15 protein-coding genes and 1 riboswitch are annotated in these 17,074 nt (G+C 66.4%); of the genes, 8 read left to right on the top strand and 7 right to left on the bottom strand.

What is annotated here, in order from left to right; all coding sequences use genetic code 11:
• Positions 1 to 34: 34 nt before the first annotated feature.
• Entirely contained in the window at positions 35 to 778 is a 744-nt protein-coding gene (locus ACFWCF_RS00660; RefSeq protein WP_378555917.1) for an IclR family transcriptional regulator, read from the bottom strand.
• Positions 775 to 2,292: an APC family permease gene (locus tag ACFWCF_RS00665; protein WP_378555920.1), complete on the bottom strand. Its 1,518-nt coding sequence runs from the start codon at positions 2,290 to 2,292 to the stop codon at positions 775 to 777. Before ACFWCF_RS00665 ends, ACFWCF_RS00660 begins: the two co-directional genes overlap by 4 nt.
• A 250-nt stretch (positions 2,293 to 2,542) precedes the next feature.
• Between ACFWCF_RS00665 and ACFWCF_RS00670 the strand changes: the two genes are divergently transcribed.
• From ACFWCF_RS00670 to tatA, 3 genes are read left to right on the top strand one after another with little or no spacing between them, the layout of a single operon-like run.
• On the top strand, positions 2,543 to 4,117 hold the full coding sequence (locus tag ACFWCF_RS00670) for an FAD-dependent oxidoreductase (protein WP_378556649.1): 1,575 nt from the start codon (positions 2,543 to 2,545) through the stop codon (positions 4,115 to 4,117).
• A gap of 25 nt (positions 4,118 to 4,142) precedes the next feature.
• Positions 4,143 to 4,817: a Rid family hydrolase gene (locus ACFWCF_RS00675; protein WP_378555922.1), complete on the top strand. Its 675-nt coding sequence runs from the start codon at positions 4,143 to 4,145 to the stop codon at positions 4,815 to 4,817.
• Positions 4,817 to 5,059 (top strand): Sec-independent protein translocase subunit TatA, encoded by a 243-nt coding sequence (gene tatA / locus ACFWCF_RS00680; RefSeq protein ID WP_378555924.1) that lies wholly within the window; start codon positions 4,817 to 4,819, stop codon positions 5,057 to 5,059. The genes ACFWCF_RS00675 and tatA overlap by 1 nt, the downstream gene beginning before the upstream one ends.
• Positions 5,060 to 5,135: 76 nt before the next feature.
• Here tatA and ACFWCF_RS00685 read toward each other — a convergent pair whose 3' ends face one another.
• Positions 5,136 to 6,029, bottom strand: coding sequence for an SDR family oxidoreductase (locus ACFWCF_RS00685; protein ID WP_378555926.1), 894 nt, complete (start codon positions 6,027 to 6,029; stop codon positions 5,136 to 5,138).
• 163 nt (positions 6,030 to 6,192) lie between these two features.
• Between ACFWCF_RS00685 and ACFWCF_RS00690 the strand changes: the two genes are divergently transcribed.
• Both ACFWCF_RS00690 and ACFWCF_RS00695 read left to right on the top strand, forming a co-directional pair.
• Positions 6,193 to 6,468, top strand: a complete 276-nt coding sequence (locus ACFWCF_RS00690; protein ID WP_378555928.1) for a hypothetical protein — start codon at positions 6,193 to 6,195, stop codon at positions 6,466 to 6,468.
• 99 nt (positions 6,469 to 6,567) lie between these two features.
• On the top strand, positions 6,568 to 7,086 hold the full coding sequence (locus ACFWCF_RS00695; RefSeq protein WP_378492600.1) for a hypothetical protein: 519 nt from the start codon (positions 6,568 to 6,570) through the stop codon (positions 7,084 to 7,086).
• Here the strand turns inward: ACFWCF_RS00695 and cobF are convergent.
• Together cobF and cobN are read right to left on the bottom strand one after the other, a co-directional pair.
• Positions 7,078 to 7,842 carry a precorrin-6A synthase (deacetylating) gene (gene cobF / locus ACFWCF_RS00700; protein WP_378555930.1) on the bottom strand — a complete coding sequence of 255 codons (765 nt, stop codon included), beginning with the start codon at positions 7,840 to 7,842 and terminating at the stop codon, positions 7,078 to 7,080. The two genes, ACFWCF_RS00695 and cobF, sit on opposite strands and share 9 nt — an antisense overlap.
• Positions 7,839 to 11,450 carry a cobaltochelatase subunit CobN gene (gene cobN, locus ACFWCF_RS00705; RefSeq protein ID WP_378555932.1) on the bottom strand — a complete coding sequence of 1,204 codons (3,612 nt, stop codon included), beginning with the start codon at positions 11,448 to 11,450 and terminating at the stop codon, positions 7,839 to 7,841. The genes cobF and cobN overlap by 4 nt, the downstream gene beginning before the upstream one ends.
• A 52-nt stretch (positions 11,451 to 11,502) precedes the next feature.
• Positions 11,503 to 11,719, bottom strand: a riboswitch (cobalamin riboswitch).
• 25 nt (positions 11,720 to 11,744) lie between these two features.
• Between cobN and ACFWCF_RS00710 the strand changes: the two genes are divergently transcribed.
• From ACFWCF_RS00710 to ACFWCF_RS00720, 3 genes are read left to right on the top strand one after another with little or no spacing between them, the layout of a single operon-like run.
• On the top strand, positions 11,745 to 12,821 hold the full coding sequence (locus ACFWCF_RS00710; protein ID WP_378555934.1) for a cobalamin biosynthesis protein CobG: 1,077 nt from the start codon (positions 11,745 to 11,747) through the stop codon (positions 12,819 to 12,821).
• A complete protein-coding gene (locus ACFWCF_RS00715; protein WP_378555936.1) occupies positions 12,818 to 13,468 on the top strand; it encodes a precorrin-8X methylmutase in 651 nt (216 codons plus the stop codon). Before ACFWCF_RS00710 ends, ACFWCF_RS00715 begins: the two co-directional genes overlap by 4 nt.
• A complete protein-coding gene (locus ACFWCF_RS00720) occupies positions 13,465 to 14,985 on the top strand; it encodes a precorrin-2 C(20)-methyltransferase (protein WP_378555938.1) in 1,521 nt (506 codons plus the stop codon). Before ACFWCF_RS00715 ends, ACFWCF_RS00720 begins: the two co-directional genes overlap by 4 nt.
• A 37-nt stretch (positions 14,986 to 15,022) precedes the next feature.
• Here ACFWCF_RS00720 and ACFWCF_RS00725 read toward each other — a convergent pair whose 3' ends face one another.
• Both ACFWCF_RS00725 and ACFWCF_RS00730 read right to left on the bottom strand, forming a co-directional pair.
• Positions 15,023 to 15,568 carry a TetR family transcriptional regulator gene (locus ACFWCF_RS00725; RefSeq protein WP_378492606.1) on the bottom strand — a complete coding sequence of 182 codons (546 nt, stop codon included), beginning with the start codon at positions 15,566 to 15,568 and terminating at the stop codon, positions 15,023 to 15,025.
• Between the two features lie 7 nt (positions 15,569 to 15,575).
• Entirely contained in the window at positions 15,576 to 17,015 is a 1,440-nt protein-coding gene (locus tag ACFWCF_RS00730; protein ID WP_378492607.1) for an MFS transporter, read from the bottom strand.
• Positions 17,016 to 17,074: the final 59 nt, after the last annotated feature.

The raw sequence follows: 17,074 nt of genomic DNA on the forward strand, positions 1-17,074 counted from the left end.
CATGGATGCCTCGTCTACCTCAGTCCGCTCGTGATCAGAGGACGGCTCGTGACTCCCGAAGCAGCGAGGCGTACGACCGCAGCAGCTCCCAGACGGCCGAATCATTCACGTCGAGCCTTCCTGTGCGTCCGGTGGCGGTCAGTGCTCCGGTGAGCCGTCCGTCGCTCGAACGCACGGGCACGGCGAGTGCGGTCCGCCCGATACGACTCTCGTCGACCTCGTAGGCAGCATCCGAGTCCTGGACGCCCCGCAGTTCCGCCATCAGTTCCGACGGCTCGATCTTGGTGCGCTCGGTGACGCGGCGCAGCCGGCCGGCCCCGATCAGTTCGGGCCGCTGCGCCAGGAGCAACTTGCCGATCGCCGACGCATGCAGGTGCGTGGTCCACGTCGATTCGCCGGGCAGTTCGTGGTCGGGGTCGCGATCCACCAGGTGTACTCGCCCACCGCTGTAGGAGGCGAGGTAGATGCCGTACCGAGTCCGGCTCCGCAACTCTTCGACGACGGGGCCCGAGTCGACGTCCTGCAACGGATCGGGCGCGGCAGAGGCGAGTTCGCGGATCCGGCACCCGAGCGCGAAACCCGATAGGTCCTCCACGCGCACGAGATACCCGTCGGCCACGAGGAGGTTGAGGAGCCGGTATGCGGTCGCAGGCGGGGTGCCGGTCAGTGTCGCGATGTCTCGCGCCGACGCGCCCGCACCGAGAGTGGCGACGGCCTCGAGCATCGCGAGGGCGCGTTGAACGGCTCGCGGCTCATGCCCTCCCGAGCCGACACTCATCGCTGCTCCGCACCCGGATGGTCGACACCGACGAGAGCCATGTCGCCTCGAGCGTTCTCGGCGAATGCGCCCGAACCGGGGAGCACGTCTTCCGAACCGGGACTGTCGAATATCCCGACCGCGGCGAGACTCGCCGGGCGCGCGCGGCTCAGATATCGATACCAGAGCGTCGCACTCACCGGAACAGCAACGACGGCGACGAGTCCTGCGAACCGGCCGTCCAGTATGTGATCCGCGACGATGAATCCGATCGTCGCGACGCCGATAGCGGCTCCGAGGCCACCTATCCGGGCGATCGCCGGCGTCGACTCCCGGATCCGGGAGAGGAACGCCACCGCCGAGGCTGCTACCAGGACGTAGGCGATGAGCAGTGCGACGCGCAACGTGACGTTGATCCAGTCCGGTCTGGCGTCGACTGCGGCAAGAGCCGACGCGACGAGCGCGAGGACCGACACTGCAGCGACGAGCGCAACACACGGAGTGCGCAATCCGCTGTGCACCACCCCGAACGCTCTGGGCAGGACACCTTCGACGCCCATCGAATACAGCAGTCTCGATGCGGCATTCGACGAGGCCATCGAGGAGGCAAGCCACGAGCAGCACATCCCGATGTGCAGCAACGCAACCACCGCCGGGTTCACACCGGTCGACGTGCCGTGTAGGTATGCCCCGACCAGGGTGTCGGCTTGCCCGCTCCAGGCGGCCCATCCGGCGAATACGAACAGGGTTCCGCAGATGATCGGAGTGGCGAGCACAGTACGGGTGACGGTGACCATCGGGCGCCGCGCTTCGGGTCCGATGAATGTCGCACTCTCGAAGCCGGCCAAGGCGAACAGGGCAGCGAGGACGACGGGAAGCCACATTCCGGAGCCGCCCTCAGGAAGCGGTTGCAGTGGCGTCGATTCCACACCGGACACCATCATCAGCCCGACGATGAAAACCAGTGAGCAGACCTCGATCACGAGGATCGCGAGTGCCGCGAACCGAACACCGCGCAGCAGCGCGACGAGAATCGCCGCAGCGATCACCAGGTATACCGCGAGGGTCGCGGGACCACGGATCTCGATCCCGCACAGGGCCGCGATGGTGATCACCGCCAGCCCGCCGGAATACAGACTCAACGCGCCACTGACCAGATACTTCACAGCCATCGCTATGCCGGCGGCCAGAGCAGCACGTGCACCGAGGCCCTTCGCGACGAACGCGTAGAAGCCCCCGGACGCGACCATCCGCCGAGTGAACTGTGTGGTGCACCAGGCGATCATCGTGACGAAGACCGTCGCCACGACAATCGCGATCAGACCCGAGGCCAGCGCCTGGTGGGTCAGCATCGTGAGGGGCAGCAGCACCATGGAGGCTGCCGGCGCTGTGGTGGCGACGGATTGAGCGAGAACCTCCCAACCCGACAGCTGCCTGCGGCCGAGCGCATGGAGGGGCGAGACCGCGGCATGCCGAGGTTCTCGAGACGCGAACGACCGCGCGATGGCATCCGCCAATGCAGATGTCTCGGTCATGACACCTCCCTCTTTCCGGTGAGCTCGACACCGGCCTCGCAGAACCTAGCCACGATGTGTTTCCCGAGTGTTTCGGGCGTGAGTCGTGCGCCGCCGATCCGAGTGAGAAGCCGCCGTCCGATCGTTCCCACTCGCCGCCGCGCAACCGTTGCGTCGCCGTATCGATCCGGAATCACGTCCACTCCACGATTGGTCCCGACAGCGACAGGGCGATGGGAGACACGAAGTGAGCGTCACCAGAAGATCATTCATGCGAGGCCTGGGCATCACCGGCGGCGTCGGGCTGGCCTACGGGGCGATGTCCACACTCGGTCTCGCGCCGGCGGTGGGAGCCCCCAGCCGGTTTCAGGCTCCCGCGATGGGCGACCTCATCGGAAAGGCACCCGGCTCGCAGTCCGTGGTCGTACTCGGTGGCGGACCCGCGGGCCTGTGCGCAGCCTACGAACTCGGTAAGGCCGGCTACGACGTGACGGTCCTCGAGGCACGCACCCGGCCGGGTGGGCGCGTCTACTCGGTGCGAGGCGGCACCACGGAAACCGAGATCGGTGGACAGACCCAGACCTGCACGTTCGCCGATGGGCACTACTACAACCTCGGTGCCACGCGCATTCCGCAGAGTCACATCGCCCTCGATTACTGCCACGAACTCGGCGTGGAGATCCAGCCGTTCGGCAACCAGAACGCGAACACGCTCGTCAACTATCAGAGCGACACCCCACTCTCGGGGCAGTCGGTCCAGTATCGCGCCGCGAAAGCCGACACCTTCGGCTACATGTCGGAACTGCTGCACAAGGCGGCGTCGAGAGGCGCACTGGACGACGTGTTGTCCCCCGACGACAAGGACGCACTGTCGGAGTTCCTCAGCGATTTCGGCGATCTGTCCAGCGACGGACGCTACATCGGGTCGTCGCGTCGCGGGTTCTCCGACGAGCCCGGCGCCGGCCTGAACTTCGGCACCAGGACCGAGCCGTTCGCGATGCCCGATGTCATCCGCTCCGGACTCGGCCGCAACATCAGCTTCGAGTTCGGTTACGACCAGGCCACGATCATGATGACGCCGGTCGGCGGCATGGACCGCATCTATTACGCATTCCAGGAGAAGATCGGCGCCGACAAGATCCAGTTCGGTGCGGAGGTGACGTCGATGAAGAACGTCCCCGAGGGGGTCACCGTGGCCTACACGCAGCACGGTTCGCGCAAGTCGATCACCGCCGACTACTGCATCTGCACGGTCCCGCCGAACCTGATCGGACGCTTCGACAACAACCTGCCCGCCGATGTCCTGAACGCCCTGACCGCGGCCGTGCCCGCCTCCGGCGGCAAACTCGGAATCGAGTACACCCGCCGCTGGTGGGAAACCGAGGACCGCATCTACGGCGGGGCATCGAACACAGACAAGGACATCAGCCAGATCATGTTCCCGTACGACCACTACGGCTCGGACCGCGGTGTCGTCGTCGGGTACTACACCAGCGGGCGACGGCACCTCGCCTTCGAATCCCTCACTCACGAACAACGTCTGGCGAAGGCGGTCGCCGAGGGCATGACGATCCACGGCGACAAGTACGGCCGCGACATCGCCTCCTCGTTCTCCGGAAGCTGGCGCCGGATGAAGTACTCCGAAGGGGCCTGGATGAGCTGGAAGGGATCGAGCTACGGGCACGGCGACAGTGCCACCCCCGAGTACGAACTGCTGCTGAAGCCTGTCGACCGAATCTACTTCGCCGGCGACCACCTCTCGAATGCGATCGCGTGGCAGCACGGCGCGTTCACTTCCGCCCGCGACGTCGTCACCGCGCTGCACCAGCGCGTCGCAGCAGCCTGACAACCAACGACCTTCAGGAGAAGTCATGAAGCGCAACACCCTCCGTACTGCAACACTGGCCGCGAGCCTCGCAACTGCTGCCGTCGTCCTGACCGCCTGCTCGTCCGAGAGTGACGACAGTGATGCACCCAGCGAGCCCACCGCGGTCGCTCAGGCGGTGATCTCACCCGGTGAGACGAACCCGATGATTGCCGAGGGCGTGACGATCAGTTCCGGCGCGACCGTCTACAAGTCCAGCGGTCTCGGCCCGACCGCGTCGAACTCGGCTGCACCGCAGGGTAGCCCGGAATCGTATATCCCCTCACAGTTCAGCGGTGGCGCGCTACCGGAGGGCGTCACTATCACCGAAGCGCAGGGCATCAACGTGCTCGAGAACATTCGAGCCAACCTCGAATTGCAAGGCCTGACACTCGCCGACGTCACCACGATGCGGGTGTTCCTCGACAACGCGCCCGGCTCCGATCGGGCCGACTACGCCGGCTGGAACCGCGCCTACCGCCAATTCTTCGCGAACACGAACCTCGAGACCGGCGACACCGAACTCGTTCCGCTCGGGACCGCCGACCCCGCAGCGCCGCTCGAGCGGAACGAGGCCCGCCCGAGCCGGTTCGCACTCGAGGTCGGCAGCCTCCCCGTCCCGGGCTGGCTCGTCGAGGTCGAGGTCGACGCGGTGTATCCCACGGACGAGGCGGTCGGCTGATGGGCGCGATGAGCCCCGCACATTGGGCGATCGTCGCGGTGGTCATGCTCGTTCTGTTCGGGTCCAAGAAGCTGCCCGAGGCCGCCCGTGGCCTCGGCCGGTCGCTGCGGATCCTCAAGTCGGAGGTCGGCGAGATGCATACGGACGAGCCCGCGGCTCTCGGTACTCGGATTCCGGAACCGTCGCACGAGACCGTGAGCACTACGCAGGCAGCGAGCACGGAAGGGAAAGCGTTGCAGTGACGGCGATGCCGGTGGCACGCGGTGAGCCCGTCAGCCGAAGGGCGCCCCGCCCGTCAGCCGAAGGGCATCCCGCCCATCAGCCGAAGGGCGTCCCGCCCGTGACCGCGATGGTGTCACCGGTGATGTAGCTCGACTCCTGGGACGCGAGGAAGACGTACGAGGGAGCGAGTTCGGCCGGCTGCCCCGGACGGCCGAGGGGAACGTCGGCACCGAACTGCTGATACGCCTCACGGGTCATCGTCGCCGGAATGAGCGGAGTCCAGATGGGTCCGGGTGCGACCGCATTGACGCGTATCCCTTGCGCAGCGACATCCGCGGCGAGACCTCTGGTGAAGTTCACGATCCCGGCCTTGCTTGTCGCGTAGTCGAGCAGGCCGGGAGAAGGGCTGCTGGCCTGAATCGAGGTGGTGTTCACGATCGTGGAGCCCGGACGCATCTCCGCTGCCGCGTACTTGCACAACCAGAACAGCGCATACAGATTGGTCTTCATCACACGGTCGAACTGCTCGGTGGTCATGTCCGCGATACCGCCCGGCTCCATGTGCTGGTAGGCGGCGTTGTTGACGAGGATGTCGATCCCACCCAATTCGGACACGGTCGTGCGGATCAAGTCGCGGCAGAACTCCTCTGCCCGGATGTCGCCCGGCGCTGTCACTGCCCGGCGCCCCGCTTCCTCGACCAGCGCGGCAGTGCGGCGCGCATCCTCCTCCTCATCGAGATAACTGACGACGACGTCGGCGCCTTCTCGCGCAAACGCCACGGCGACGGCTCGACCGATGCCCGAATCTGCGCCGGTGACGAGAGCGCGTCGGCCTTCCAACCGGCCGCTGCCCCGATACGTTCGCTCTCCGTGGTCGGGCTCCGACGCCATCTCCGAGGTGAGACCCGGATACGGGATCTCCTCCTGCCGGTCGAGCGGTGGCGTCGGATACTGCTCCCCCGGGTGCTGCATGCGGTACTGATCGGGCATCGGTTCCTCCGGACGTAGGGTGCACTTTCCTCGTACCCGGTCCGACGCATCAGCACACACGGTTCGCGGAGTTCACACCTGGGTATGCGGACACGCAGCTGTTCCATGACCTCCGACTCCATGACCTCCGACGATGGGGTCCCCCCGACGAAAGGACACCGACGTGAGCGAACACAAGTCTCCGGAAACGGCCGACACCGGCAGTGCGAAGGCTGACACCGGCAGTGCGAAGGCCGACACCGGCAGTGCGAAGGCCGACACCGGCAGTGCGAAGGCCGACACCGGCAGTGCGAAGGTTGACACCGACAGGGGGAAGGTCGACGCAGCGTCCGATGTCGTGTCCGATCCCGCGCAATCGACGGAGGACGAATCGTCCGAATGGACCGACGAAGGTGGCGCGACACCATCGGGACCTGCAACCGATACCGGTAAGGACTGACGCCTCTACTCGTTCTGGGTTTACCCTGGTAGTCGACACCTTCCACGGGCTCGGGCACAGACGGCCATAATAGCCTCTCGTGTGGTCGAACGAGGAGGCATGCACGTGAGCGAGAACCTGTCGGCATACCGGAACGACTTCGCGCGGATCGAGAAGAGAATCGCCGGAGAGTTCGATGCCGGGCGTCGTCGCTGGGTTCTCGTCGGCTGTATCGGGCTGCTGATCGTGGGGTTGGTTCTCCCGCAGACATCGTCGGCCTGGTCGTGGACCGTTCTGGCCGGCTGGTTCGACGACGGTGCCCCGGTATCGATGCTGATGCGGGTCTTCACCACGTTGACCGTGGTGTTCGGCGTGCTGGTCTCTTCCGCAGCTCTGTGTCTGCGCCGGTGGCGGCTGGCATCGGCGGCGATGCTCGGCTCCGGGCTAGCGTCGCTGTTCGGGCTGTTCGGCTACTGGTCGCAGACAGGGATGATCGCCGACGGACCGCACGCACCGAGCGTCGGCATGGTCCTGAACTGGCTCGTCATGATCGCGATGACGTCGCAGTGGCTGCCGATCGTGCTCAGCAAGTCCCCCACCGACACGCGTCCGCGCCCGACGCTGATCCGGTCACCCTGACACCGCTCGGTCGGCTCGGCGCAGCAGGTAGGTGTCCATCACCCAGCCGCGCAAGGCCTTGGCCCGTGCCCTGGCGGTCTCGATCGTCTCGAGCACCTCGCCCAGGCGTCCCGCGACGAGCTCCTCGTCGCTCGTCCCGAGGTTCGCTCCCCACCAGATGTCCCAGTTGCCGTCGAGTTCCCGACAGGCGAGCTTTCCGTCCAGCATGACGACGATATTGTCGGCGCCGGACGCGACCTCCACGCCGAGTCGTCGCCCGGTGGTGATCGTGATCGGGCCACCGATACGGTTGAACACGAGCCGATGTCGCGCTGCGAGGACTTGGATGCTGCTCACGGCGGGGATGACGTCGTAGTCGATGTCCAGCACACCACGCTCACGTATACGTTCGACGACGCGAATGGTGCTGTCGTACAAGCTCGGATCACCCCACACCAGGAAACCGGCGGTCTCGCTGTCGTCGACCTCGGTGCGCAGCACCTGTTCGTATGCGTCGGCACGTGCCGCGTGCCAGTCGCGTACCTCCGTGGCGTACTGCTCAGGTGCGCGGTCTCGCGGCGGGTCGGGCACCACGATCGTGCGGTACCGGCTGCTGGTGTGTCGGCGCAGGATCTGTTCGCGCACCATTACGAGATCGTCCACACCGCGAGCCTTGTCGGCGACGAGGAACACGTCGACGCTCTCGAGCGCCTTGACGGCCGTGACTGTGAGATCGTCCGGGCCACCCGGTCCGATCCCGATCAGCCGCAACCTCATCCGCGATCCTCGAGATCACCTTCGACGTCGAGGTACGCCTGCTGCAGCGCCTTCAGGGTCTCCGGATCGGGTTCCGCCCACAGTCCACGATCGGACGCCTCGGTGAGGCGTTCGACGATGCCACGCAGTGCCCACGGATTGGCGTCGCGCAGAAACTGCTGGTTCTCGGGGTCGAGTGCATAGTTCTGGGCCAGAGACTCGTACATCCAGTCCTCGACCACACCGGCGGTGGCGTCGTAACCGAACAGATAGTCGACGGTCGCGGCGAGTTCGAACGCACCCTTGTAGCCGTGCCGACGCATCGCGGAGATCCAGCGCGGGTTGACGACGCGCGAACGAAACACGCGTGCAGTCTCCTCACTGAGCGTTCTGGTCCTCACGGCGTCGGGGATCGTCGAATCCCCGATGTACGCCTTGGGGTCGTTGCCCGTGAGCGCACGTACCGTGGCGACCATGCCGCCGTGGTACTGGAAGTAGTCGTCGGAGTCGGCGATGTCGTGTTCGCGGGTGTCGGTGTTCTTGGCGGCCACGGCGATCCGACGGTAATTGGCACGCATGTCGTCGGCCGCAGCCACGCCGTGCAGGTTGCGTCCGTACGCGAAACCACCCCACGCGGTATACACCTCGGCGAGATCGGCGTCGGTGCGCCAGTTCCCGGAATCGATGAGTTGCAGAATGCCGGCACCGTACGAACCCGGCTTGGATCCGAAGATGCGGCGTACGGCTCGATCGGCGTCGCCGTGCTCGGCCTCGTCACACCTGGCATGAGCGCGGACGTAATTCATCTCGTCGGGTTCGTCGAGCGCCGCAACCATGCGGATCGCGTCGTCGAGCATACCGATCACGTGCGGGAACGCGTCGCGGAAGAATCCGGAGATGCGCACCGTGACATCGATACGTGGACGGCCGAGTTCCTCGAGCGGTACGACCGTGAGTTCGCGGACGCGACGGGACTCCGGGTCCCATTCCGGGCGGACGCCGATGAGCGCGAGCACCTCGGCGATGTCGTCGCCGGCGGTGCGCATCGCGGACGTGCCCCACACCGACAGCCCCACCGATTGCGGATGCTCACCGGAGTCGGCCAGATACCGCTCGATGAGTGCGTTCGCGAGAGCGACACCGGTGTCGTAGGCGAGTCGGCTCGGCACGGCCTTGGGATCGACGGTGTAGAAGTTGCGGCCTGTGGGCAGCACGTTGACGAGGCCGCGCAACGGCGAACCCGACGGCCCGGCCGGAACATATCCACCGTCGAGAGCGTGCAGGACAGCATCCAGTTCGTCCGTGGTCTGCGCAAGACGTGGCACGACCTGTTCTGCGGCGAACACCAGCACACGCGCAACCTCGGTATCAGCTTGACCGAGAACGGTTTCGACGGACCGGGGGACGGATTCGACGTTCCAGCCGCCATCCTCCATCGCCTGCACGAGCGCACGGGCCTGGGTTTCGATCGCATCGACCTCGGTCAGCGACGCGTCCGGCTTCAGGCCGAGTGCGGTCCGCAGGCCGGGCACCGCGTGACTCTTACCGCCCCACACCTGGGCGGCGCGCAGGATCGACAGAACCAGGTTGACCCGGGCCTCACCGACCGGGGCGGCGCCGAGTACGTGCAGGCCGTCGCGGATCTGCGCGTCCTTGACCTCGCACAACCACCCGTCGACGTGCAAGAGGAAATCGTCGAATTCGGCGTCGTGCGGCCGGTCGTCGAGTCCCAGATCGCGGTCGAGTTTCGCGGCCTGGATAAGCGTCCAGATCTGCGCGCGGATCGCGGGCAGCTTCGCCGGATCCATCGCCGCGATGTTGGAGTACTCGTCGAGCAGTTGCTCGAGGCGGGCGATGTCGCCGTACGACTCGGCGCGCGCCATCGGCGGAATCAGGTGATCGACGATCGTGGCGTGCGCGCGTCGCTTGGCCTGCGCACCCTCGCCCGGATCGTTGACCAGGAACGGGTAGATCAGCGGCAGATCCCCGATCGCGGCGTCGGTCGCGCACGACGCCGACATGCCGGCGTTCTTGCCGGGGAGCCACTCCATCGAGCCGTGTTTGCCGAGGTGGACGACGGCATCGGCACCGAAGCCCTGTTCGACCCAGCGGTAGGCGGCGAGGTAGTGGTGCGACGGTGCCATGTCGGGATCGTGGTAGATCGCGACGGGGTTCTCGCCGAATCCGCGGGGCGGCTGGATCATGAGGACGACGTTGCCTGCCTGCAATGTGGCCAGCACGATCGCGTCACCGTCGACGAACAACGAGCCGGGGGCCGGCCCCCACGCCTCTGTCATCGCGTCGGTGAGCTCGGCGGGCAGATCCTTCGTCCACTCCACGTAATCGGATGTGGTGACCCGCACCGGATTACCGGCGATCTGCTCGGCAGTGAGCCATTCCTCATCCTGCCCACCTGCGTCGATCAGCGCGTGGATCAGGGTGTTTCCGGCTGCTGTGTCATCGAGTTCAGGGTCGTCGTCGAAATTCACACCGGGGAAACCGTCGCCGAGGTCGTATCCGAGGTCGCGCATCGCTCGCAACATCTTGATCGCCGACACCGGAGTGTCGAGGCCCACGGCGTTGCCTACGCGTGAATGTTTCGTGGGATATGCCGACAGCATGATCGCGATGCGTCGTTCTGCGGGCGGGACGTGCCGTAATCGGGCGTGCGCGACCGCGATTCCCGCCACCCGCCGGCAGCGTTCCGGATCGGTGACGTACCGGGGCAGACCGTCGACGTCGAGTTCCTTGAACGAGAACGGCACCGTGATGATGCGGCCGTCGAATTCGGGTACCGCGATCTGGGTCGCGGAGTCGAGTGGGGACACGCCGTCGTCCGAGTCTGCCCAGCTCTCGCGGCTCCACGTCAAGCAGAGGGCTTGCAGAATCGGAATATCCAGTGCGGCAAGGGCCCCGACGTCCCATGCTTCGTCCTCGCCGCCGGCGCTGACAGTGGCCGGCTTGGTGCCGCCGGCGGCGAGCACGGTCACGACCAGGGCGTCGAGGGTGCCGAGTTCGGCGAGGAGATCGTCGGGAGCGCCGCGCAGTGAGGCGCAGTGCACGACCACGGCATGCGCTTTACCGGTCGCATCGATCGCGTCGGCCAGATCATGCGCGAACTGCACGTTTCCGCTGGTGTGGTGGGCTCGGTAGAACAACACACCCACCCGTGGCAGCGAGTCCACAGCCGGAGCAGGACGTTCGAGCACACCCCATTCGGGTAGCTCGGCCGGCGGTTCGAACCCCTCACCGCCGAGCAGGACGGTGTCGGACAGGAACGCGTGGAGTTGCGCGAGGTTCGCGGGGCCGCCGTGGGCAAGGTAGCGATGTGCCTCTGCAGCAGTGCCGATCGGCACCGTCGAGTAGCTCATGAGCTCCGCGTCGGGAGTCTGTTCACCACCCAGGACGACGACGGGAACACCCCGCGCGAGGACTGCATCGAGCCCGTTCTGCCACGACTTGGCCGAGCCGAGAATCCGCACGATGACCAGGTCGGCGCCCTCGAGCAGCCCGCTCAGGTCGGTGTCGACGTCGAGGCGGGACGGGTTTCCGACCGCCCAGTCGGCGCCGCTGGCACGGGCCGACAGCAGGTCGGTGTCGGACGTCGACAGCACAGCAAGGCGCGTCACGACGCACCGCAAAACCCAAGGCACACGGCCATGTTCAGTCTCCAAAACCCTCGTGGACTACTCATGTCGTGGCCGGTCTCCTGGCTGACGGATCATTGCTGCTGCGCCGACCTTCCCAGACTTGCGTCCAGTGGTCTCCGTTCCGGCGAGCCGGTACGGACGAGGGCGAGCAACTACCGCTCACAGTGGCGAGGGCCGCGCCGGTTTCTCACCGGCTTCCCGTAACCACGACGTCGCCAGCGTAGCGCACCATTTCCTGAGCATGTGCAACCATGTGCACCCGTGGAGCACGTCTTGCCCGAAATTCCCCCCGATCGCTGCCCCGGATTGCTGCGACCGCACCTCGCCGCCGACGGGGCGCTGGTGCGTCTGCGCACTCCGGGCGGCCGCGTGCCGTCCAGCGGTCTGCAGCAACTCTCGGCCGCCTCCCAGAAATTCGCCGACGGCGACGTGCACCTCACATCGCGGGGAAATTTGCAGGTCAGAGGTATCTTGCTCGACGAGTGCGGCAAAGTTCCTGCCGATCTGGTCGACGCAATTGCCGCAGCCGGGTACCTGCCGTCGCCGACGCATGAGCGAGTCCGCAACGTGGTCGCATCACCCCTGTCGGGGCTCGTCGGCGGGGTCTCCGACATCCGGCCGTTGATCGGTGCGCTCGATACCGCGCTGTGCGCCGAACCGGCCCTCGTCGAGCTGCCGGGCCGCTTCCTGTTCGGTCTCGACGATGGTCGGGGCGACGTCGCGGGGCTCCGCTGCGATCTTGCAGCCATCGCCGTGGACACGCACACGATGCGGGTCGGCATCGGCGAACTGGTCGGTCCGACGGTACCGATGCCGCAGGTCGTCGACACTCTGATCGACCTGGCTCTTCGGTTCGTACAGACGCGCGGAACGGTGTGGCACGTCCGGCAATTGCCGGGCCGCGGCGCCGAACTCGGAGGCGACGGCCCGGCTCCCGCGCTCGCGTCGCATGCGATGCCGTACGGAGCGCTCGGCGGTGCGGTATCACTGCTGGTCCCGCTGGGTATCCTGACGTCGTCCATGATCGCGACACTCCCCGATGACGACGTGATCGTCACACCGTGGCGCGGCCTCGTGCTCCCTTCCGGCGCCGATCCTGGCGCGCTGTCCGACGCGGGCTTCGTGTTGTCGGACGACTCCGCGTGGCCCAGGGTCACCGCATGCACCGGGTCGCCCGGGTGTAGCCTCGCCCGAGGTGATACCCGGGCTCTGGCCCGCCGCACCGCCGCCTCCGACACCACAGCTGACCGTATTCATATCGTCGGTTGCGAACGTGCCTGTGGTGCACCGAATTCCCCGCACACCCTAGTTTTTTCCAGTCGCTCGACGTCACACAGGAGCTCGACGTGACCCTTCAGCCACCACCGCGCCGCTACGAGTACGAGACGGACGGCGCCGAGATCTACGTCCGTTCGTTCGCGACGATCCGCGCCGAATCCGATCTCGCAGCCATCCCGGGCGACGCGGAGAAAGTCGCGGTGCGGATGATCCATGCCAGCGGCCAGACCGACCTGGCGAAGGATTTGGTGATCCACCCCGATCTGGTGTCCGCGGCCCGTACAGCCCTGAATGCAGGCGCGCCGATCATCGCCGATGCGAACATGGTCGCCGCCGGGGTCACCCGTAAACGGTTGCCCGCAGACAACGACGTCCTGTGCCTGCTCGGCGATCCTCGTGTGCCGGAACTCGCGCAACAGTGGAACACCACGCGCTCGGCCGCGGCCGTATCGCTGTGGGCGGACCGGCTCGGCGGCGCGGTCGTCGCGATCGGTAACGCGCCCACCGCACTGTTCCACCTGCTGGAAATGCTCGATGCCGGTGCGCCGCGTCCTGCGGCAATCGTGGGCGTACCCGTGGGATTCATCGGCGCCGCCGAATCCAAGGAAGCTCTGATCGCGCACGCTCTGCAGATCCCGCATCTTGTGGTGCGCGGGCGGCGGGGCGGTTCGGCCATGGCGTCGTCGGCGCTCAACGCACTTGCTCAGGAGGCGGAATGACCGGCAGGATCTACGGTGTCGGGCTCGGTCCCGGCGACCCGGAACTCATCACCCGTAAGGCTGCACGACTGGTCGCCGAAGCCGACGTGATCGCCTACCATTCGGGCACGCACGGCCGCTCGATCGCGCGGGGCATCGCTGCCGACCTGATCCCGGACGGGGTGATCGAGGAGAAGCTCGTGTATCCCGTCACCGTCGGCACCACCGATCACCCCGGCGGGTACGACGGGGCGATCGCCGATTTCTACGACGAATGCGCTGCACGACTTTCCGTTCACCTCGATGCCGACCGCACCGTCGTCGTGCTGTGCGAGGGAGACCCCCTGTTCTACGGCTCCTACATGTACCTCCACGACCGACTTTCGAAACATTATGCGGCCGAGGTAATTCCCGGAGTCACGTCGTTCTCGGCCGCGGCGGCCGCATCCGCGGAGCCGCTCGTGCGGCGCACCGATGTGCTCACCATCCTCCCTGGCACGCTCCCCGAGCCCGAATTGGCGAGGCGGCTTGCCGATACCGACGGCGCAGTCATCATGAAGTTGGGACGCACGTTCCCTGCGGTACGAAGCGCGCTGGAACAGACGGGACGACTCGACGACGCCGTGTACGTCGAGCGCGCGACGATGGACGGGCAACGCATCATCGCGGCAGCGGACGTGGATCCTGATTCGGTGCCGTACTTTTCGGTGATTCTCGCGCCCGGCGATCGGGCTCCCCGCAACCGCGAAGTGGTAGACCGGTCACGCCCGGCGACGGCAGAGATCGCAGCACCGGTCGAGACGCACGAACTTCTCGTGATCGGGCTCGGCCCGGCCGACGACAGATGGCTCACACCCGAGGCATCGGCGGCGCTCACGTCGGTCGATCATGTGGTCGGGTACGGGCCGTACGTCGATCGGGTTCCGGTACGGCCAGGTCTGCAACGACATTCGAGTGGCAACACAGTCGAGGTCGATCGCGCTCGGTTCGCACTCGACCTGGCGCTGTCCGGTGAGAAGGTCGCCGTGGTGTCCGGCGGCGACGCCGGGGTGTTCGGGATGGCGTCGGCGGTGTTCGAGGCAGCGCAGGACGACAAGTACGCGTCGGTGCCGATCCGGGTGTTGCCGGGAGTGTCGGCGGTACAGGCCGTTGCTGCCCGCGCGGGTGCACCCATCGGCGGCGATTTCGCAGTCATGAGTTTGTCGGATCGACTCAAGCCCTGGAGCGTGATCGAGAAGCGGCTCACTGCGATCGCGGAAGCCGATCTCGTACTGGCGATCTACAATCCCGCGTCCCGGTCACGGACCGCGCAGGTCGCGGACGCCATGAACGTGCTGCTGCGGCACCGTCCCGCCGACACCGTCGTCGTCGTCGGACGCGATGTGGGACGGGTGGGTGAATCCCTCGAGGTCACCACGCTCGAGAAACTGGATCCCGCGAGTATCGACATGAGGTGCCTGCTCATCGTCGGTGCAGCGGGGACCTCGACCATGCAGTCGGGTGCCGTGTGGACGAAGCGGTCCGTGGAAGCCGGCTGACACGAGAAGAGTCACTTCGTCGCTCGCACCGGAAAGCTCAGAGCTCGGTGTCGTCGATGATCTTCTGCACGAGTGCACCGTACGTGTCGATCAGTGTCGCGCCGTCGATCATGTCGGGTGTCAGAATCTCGAACGTGCGTAGTCCACTCCCGAGCCCCAGCAGCAGTGTGACGACCATCCGCGACCGCACCAGCCCTGGCGTCTGTTCGCCGATCGCCGCCGCGATGCGCGGCACCAGTCGTTCCGTCATCTTCGCGCGGGCGGCCTCGGGATCCGGGGCCTCCTGCACGAGATTAGGAGCCATCGCCCAGAATTCGTAGTCTCCCGAGTTCCGGCGTTCGACGAGTGCCCGCACCAACCGGTATCCCGGCAATTCCTCGGAGGGATCCGGACCCAGCCCCGGAGAGTCGGGTGCAGCAGCCTGGAAGAGCGCGGCCTTGCTGCCCGACAGCTTCATCACCAGAGCCGGTGAGACCCCGGCGGCGTCGGCGATATCCCTGATGGTCGTGCCGTTGAACCCTCGCTCGGCGAACAGCGGTCGCGCGGCGTCGAGGATGGTGTCGCGGGTGGTTCGCTCGCTCATCGCCACCTCACGCCCCCTCGGTCGCATCGACGACCGACGTCGTGTGCACGGGTCGATGTTTCGGCAGGAACACGGCACACAGCGTCGCCATGAACGTGGAGGCACCCGCGATCACGAAGATGACGATGATGGCCCCGTGCGCCGGGAATGTTCCGCCTGCCGCCTCGAGGGTGATGCTGGTGAGCAACGCGGCGACCACCGCACTCATGCTCGACATTCCGATGGTTCGCGCGAGGCTGTTGAGGCCGTTCGCGGCGGCGGTGTCGGTGAGCGGAACGGCACCCATGATCAGTGCAGGAAGGGTCGCATAGGCCAAGGCGTTGCCGATGCTCACCATCGCCGCGCCGATGATGATGAGGACAACGGTGTCGTCCCAGGCGATGCGGAAGGTGTAGGCCGCGGTCATGACCAGCGTCCCGAGCGTGAGCGTGAAGCGCCCACCGAACCGCGTGGTGAGTCGTCCGGCTATCGGTGAGGTCAGAAACATCGCCAGGCTGCCGGGGATCATGCACAGCCCGGCGGTCGCGGCGCTGAGCCCGAACCCGAACCCGGTGATCTCGGGTAGCTGCAATTGTTGTGTGGTCGCCAACAGGCTTGCGTATGCGGAGAATCCGATGAAGAGTCCGGCGAGGTTGGCGAGCAGCACAGTGCGCCGTGCCGACACCCGCAGGTCGACCATCGGCGACGACACGCGCAGCTGGTACGGCACGAAGACCGTCGTGATCACGATGGCGACGGCGAAGCACGCGACGGTCGGCACACTCGACCAGCCCCATGTCGGCCCCTTCGAGATCCCCAGGAGCAGAGCCGTCAGGGCGAGCGTCAGCAGCAGGGCACCGACGATGTCGAAGCGGCCACGGGTTCCCGTGGCGGATGCGGGAACGACGAGCAGGATGCCCAGCATGAGCGTCGCGCCGACTGCCGCGGACACCCAGAAGACGGACGTCCAGCCGAAGTTGTCGTACAACGCGCCCGCAGCAGGCATGCCCAGTGCGCCGCCGATTCCCATCGTGGAACTCGTCATCGCCACAGCACCGGCGACCTTCTCACGTGGAAGCACGTCACGCAGTACGGCCATCGCCACCGGGATGAGCGCCGACGAGAACCCCTGCAAGCCGCGCCCGATGAGAACGGACAAGTAGTCGGCTCCGATCGCGGCGATCAGTGCACCGGCGACCATCATCGCCAACGACAGCACCATCATGCGTCGCTTGCCGTACATGTCGGCCATCCTGGAGACGATGGGCGTGGCCACTGCTCCGGTCAGCAAGGTGATGGTGATGAGCCAGCCGACATCACCCGCGGTGACGTCGAGCAGCTCCGGGAGATCCGGAAGCAGGGGCACGACGAGGGTGGTCTGGAGCGCCACGACGAGACCGGCCACGCTCAGCAGCGCCGTGATCACACCGCTCGACATCGGTCTTCGCGACGGGGTCGCTGCATCCATCCCGCTCCTCCATCGCCTACGGGGTGAACGACGTTCACCACTACGCAGTGAACGTCGTT

Origin of the sequence: Rhodococcus sp. NPDC060090 (genome assembly GCF_042729855.1) — a bacterium.
Taxonomy (GTDB): domain Bacteria; phylum Actinomycetota; class Actinomycetes; order Mycobacteriales; family Mycobacteriaceae; genus Rhodococcus.

What these genes read in the sequence shown, in the direction of transcription:
- ACFWCF_RS00665 (WP_378555920.1), bottom strand. Translation starts at nt 2,292, where the DNA reads ATGACCGAGACATCTGCATTGGCGGATGCCATCGCGCGGTCGTTCGCG.
- cobF (WP_378555930.1), bottom strand. Translation starts at nt 7,842, where the DNA reads ATGAGGTTGCGGCTGATCGGGATCGGACCGGGTGGCCCGGACGATCTC.
- ACFWCF_RS00685 (WP_378555926.1), bottom strand. Translation starts at nt 6,029, where the DNA reads ATGCCCGATCAGTACCGCATGCAGCACCCGGGGGAGCAGTATCCGACG.
- tatA (WP_378555924.1), top strand. Translation starts at nt 4,817, where the DNA reads ATGGGCGCGATGAGCCCCGCACATTGGGCGATCGTCGCGGTGGTCATG.
- ACFWCF_RS00720 (WP_378555938.1), top strand. Translation starts at nt 13,465, where the DNA reads ATGACCGGCAGGATCTACGGTGTCGGGCTCGGTCCCGGCGACCCGGAA.
- ACFWCF_RS00660 (WP_378555917.1), bottom strand. Translation starts at nt 778, where the DNA reads ATGAGTGTCGGCTCGGGAGGGCATGAGCCGCGAGCCGTTCAACGCGCC.
- ACFWCF_RS00725 (WP_378492606.1), bottom strand. Translation starts at nt 15,568, where the DNA reads ATGAGCGAGCGAACCACCCGCGACACCATCCTCGACGCCGCGCGACCG.
- ACFWCF_RS00675 (WP_378555922.1), top strand. Translation starts at nt 4,143, where the DNA reads ATGAAGCGCAACACCCTCCGTACTGCAACACTGGCCGCGAGCCTCGCA.
- ACFWCF_RS00670 (WP_378556649.1), top strand. Translation starts at nt 2,543, where the DNA reads ATGCGAGGCCTGGGCATCACCGGCGGCGTCGGGCTGGCCTACGGGGCG.
- ACFWCF_RS00695 (WP_378492600.1), top strand. Translation starts at nt 6,568, where the DNA reads ATGCACGTGAGCGAGAACCTGTCGGCATACCGGAACGACTTCGCGCGG.
- ACFWCF_RS00730 (WP_378492607.1), bottom strand. Translation starts at nt 17,015, where the DNA reads ATGGATGCAGCGACCCCGTCGCGAAGACCGATGTCGAGCGGTGTGATC.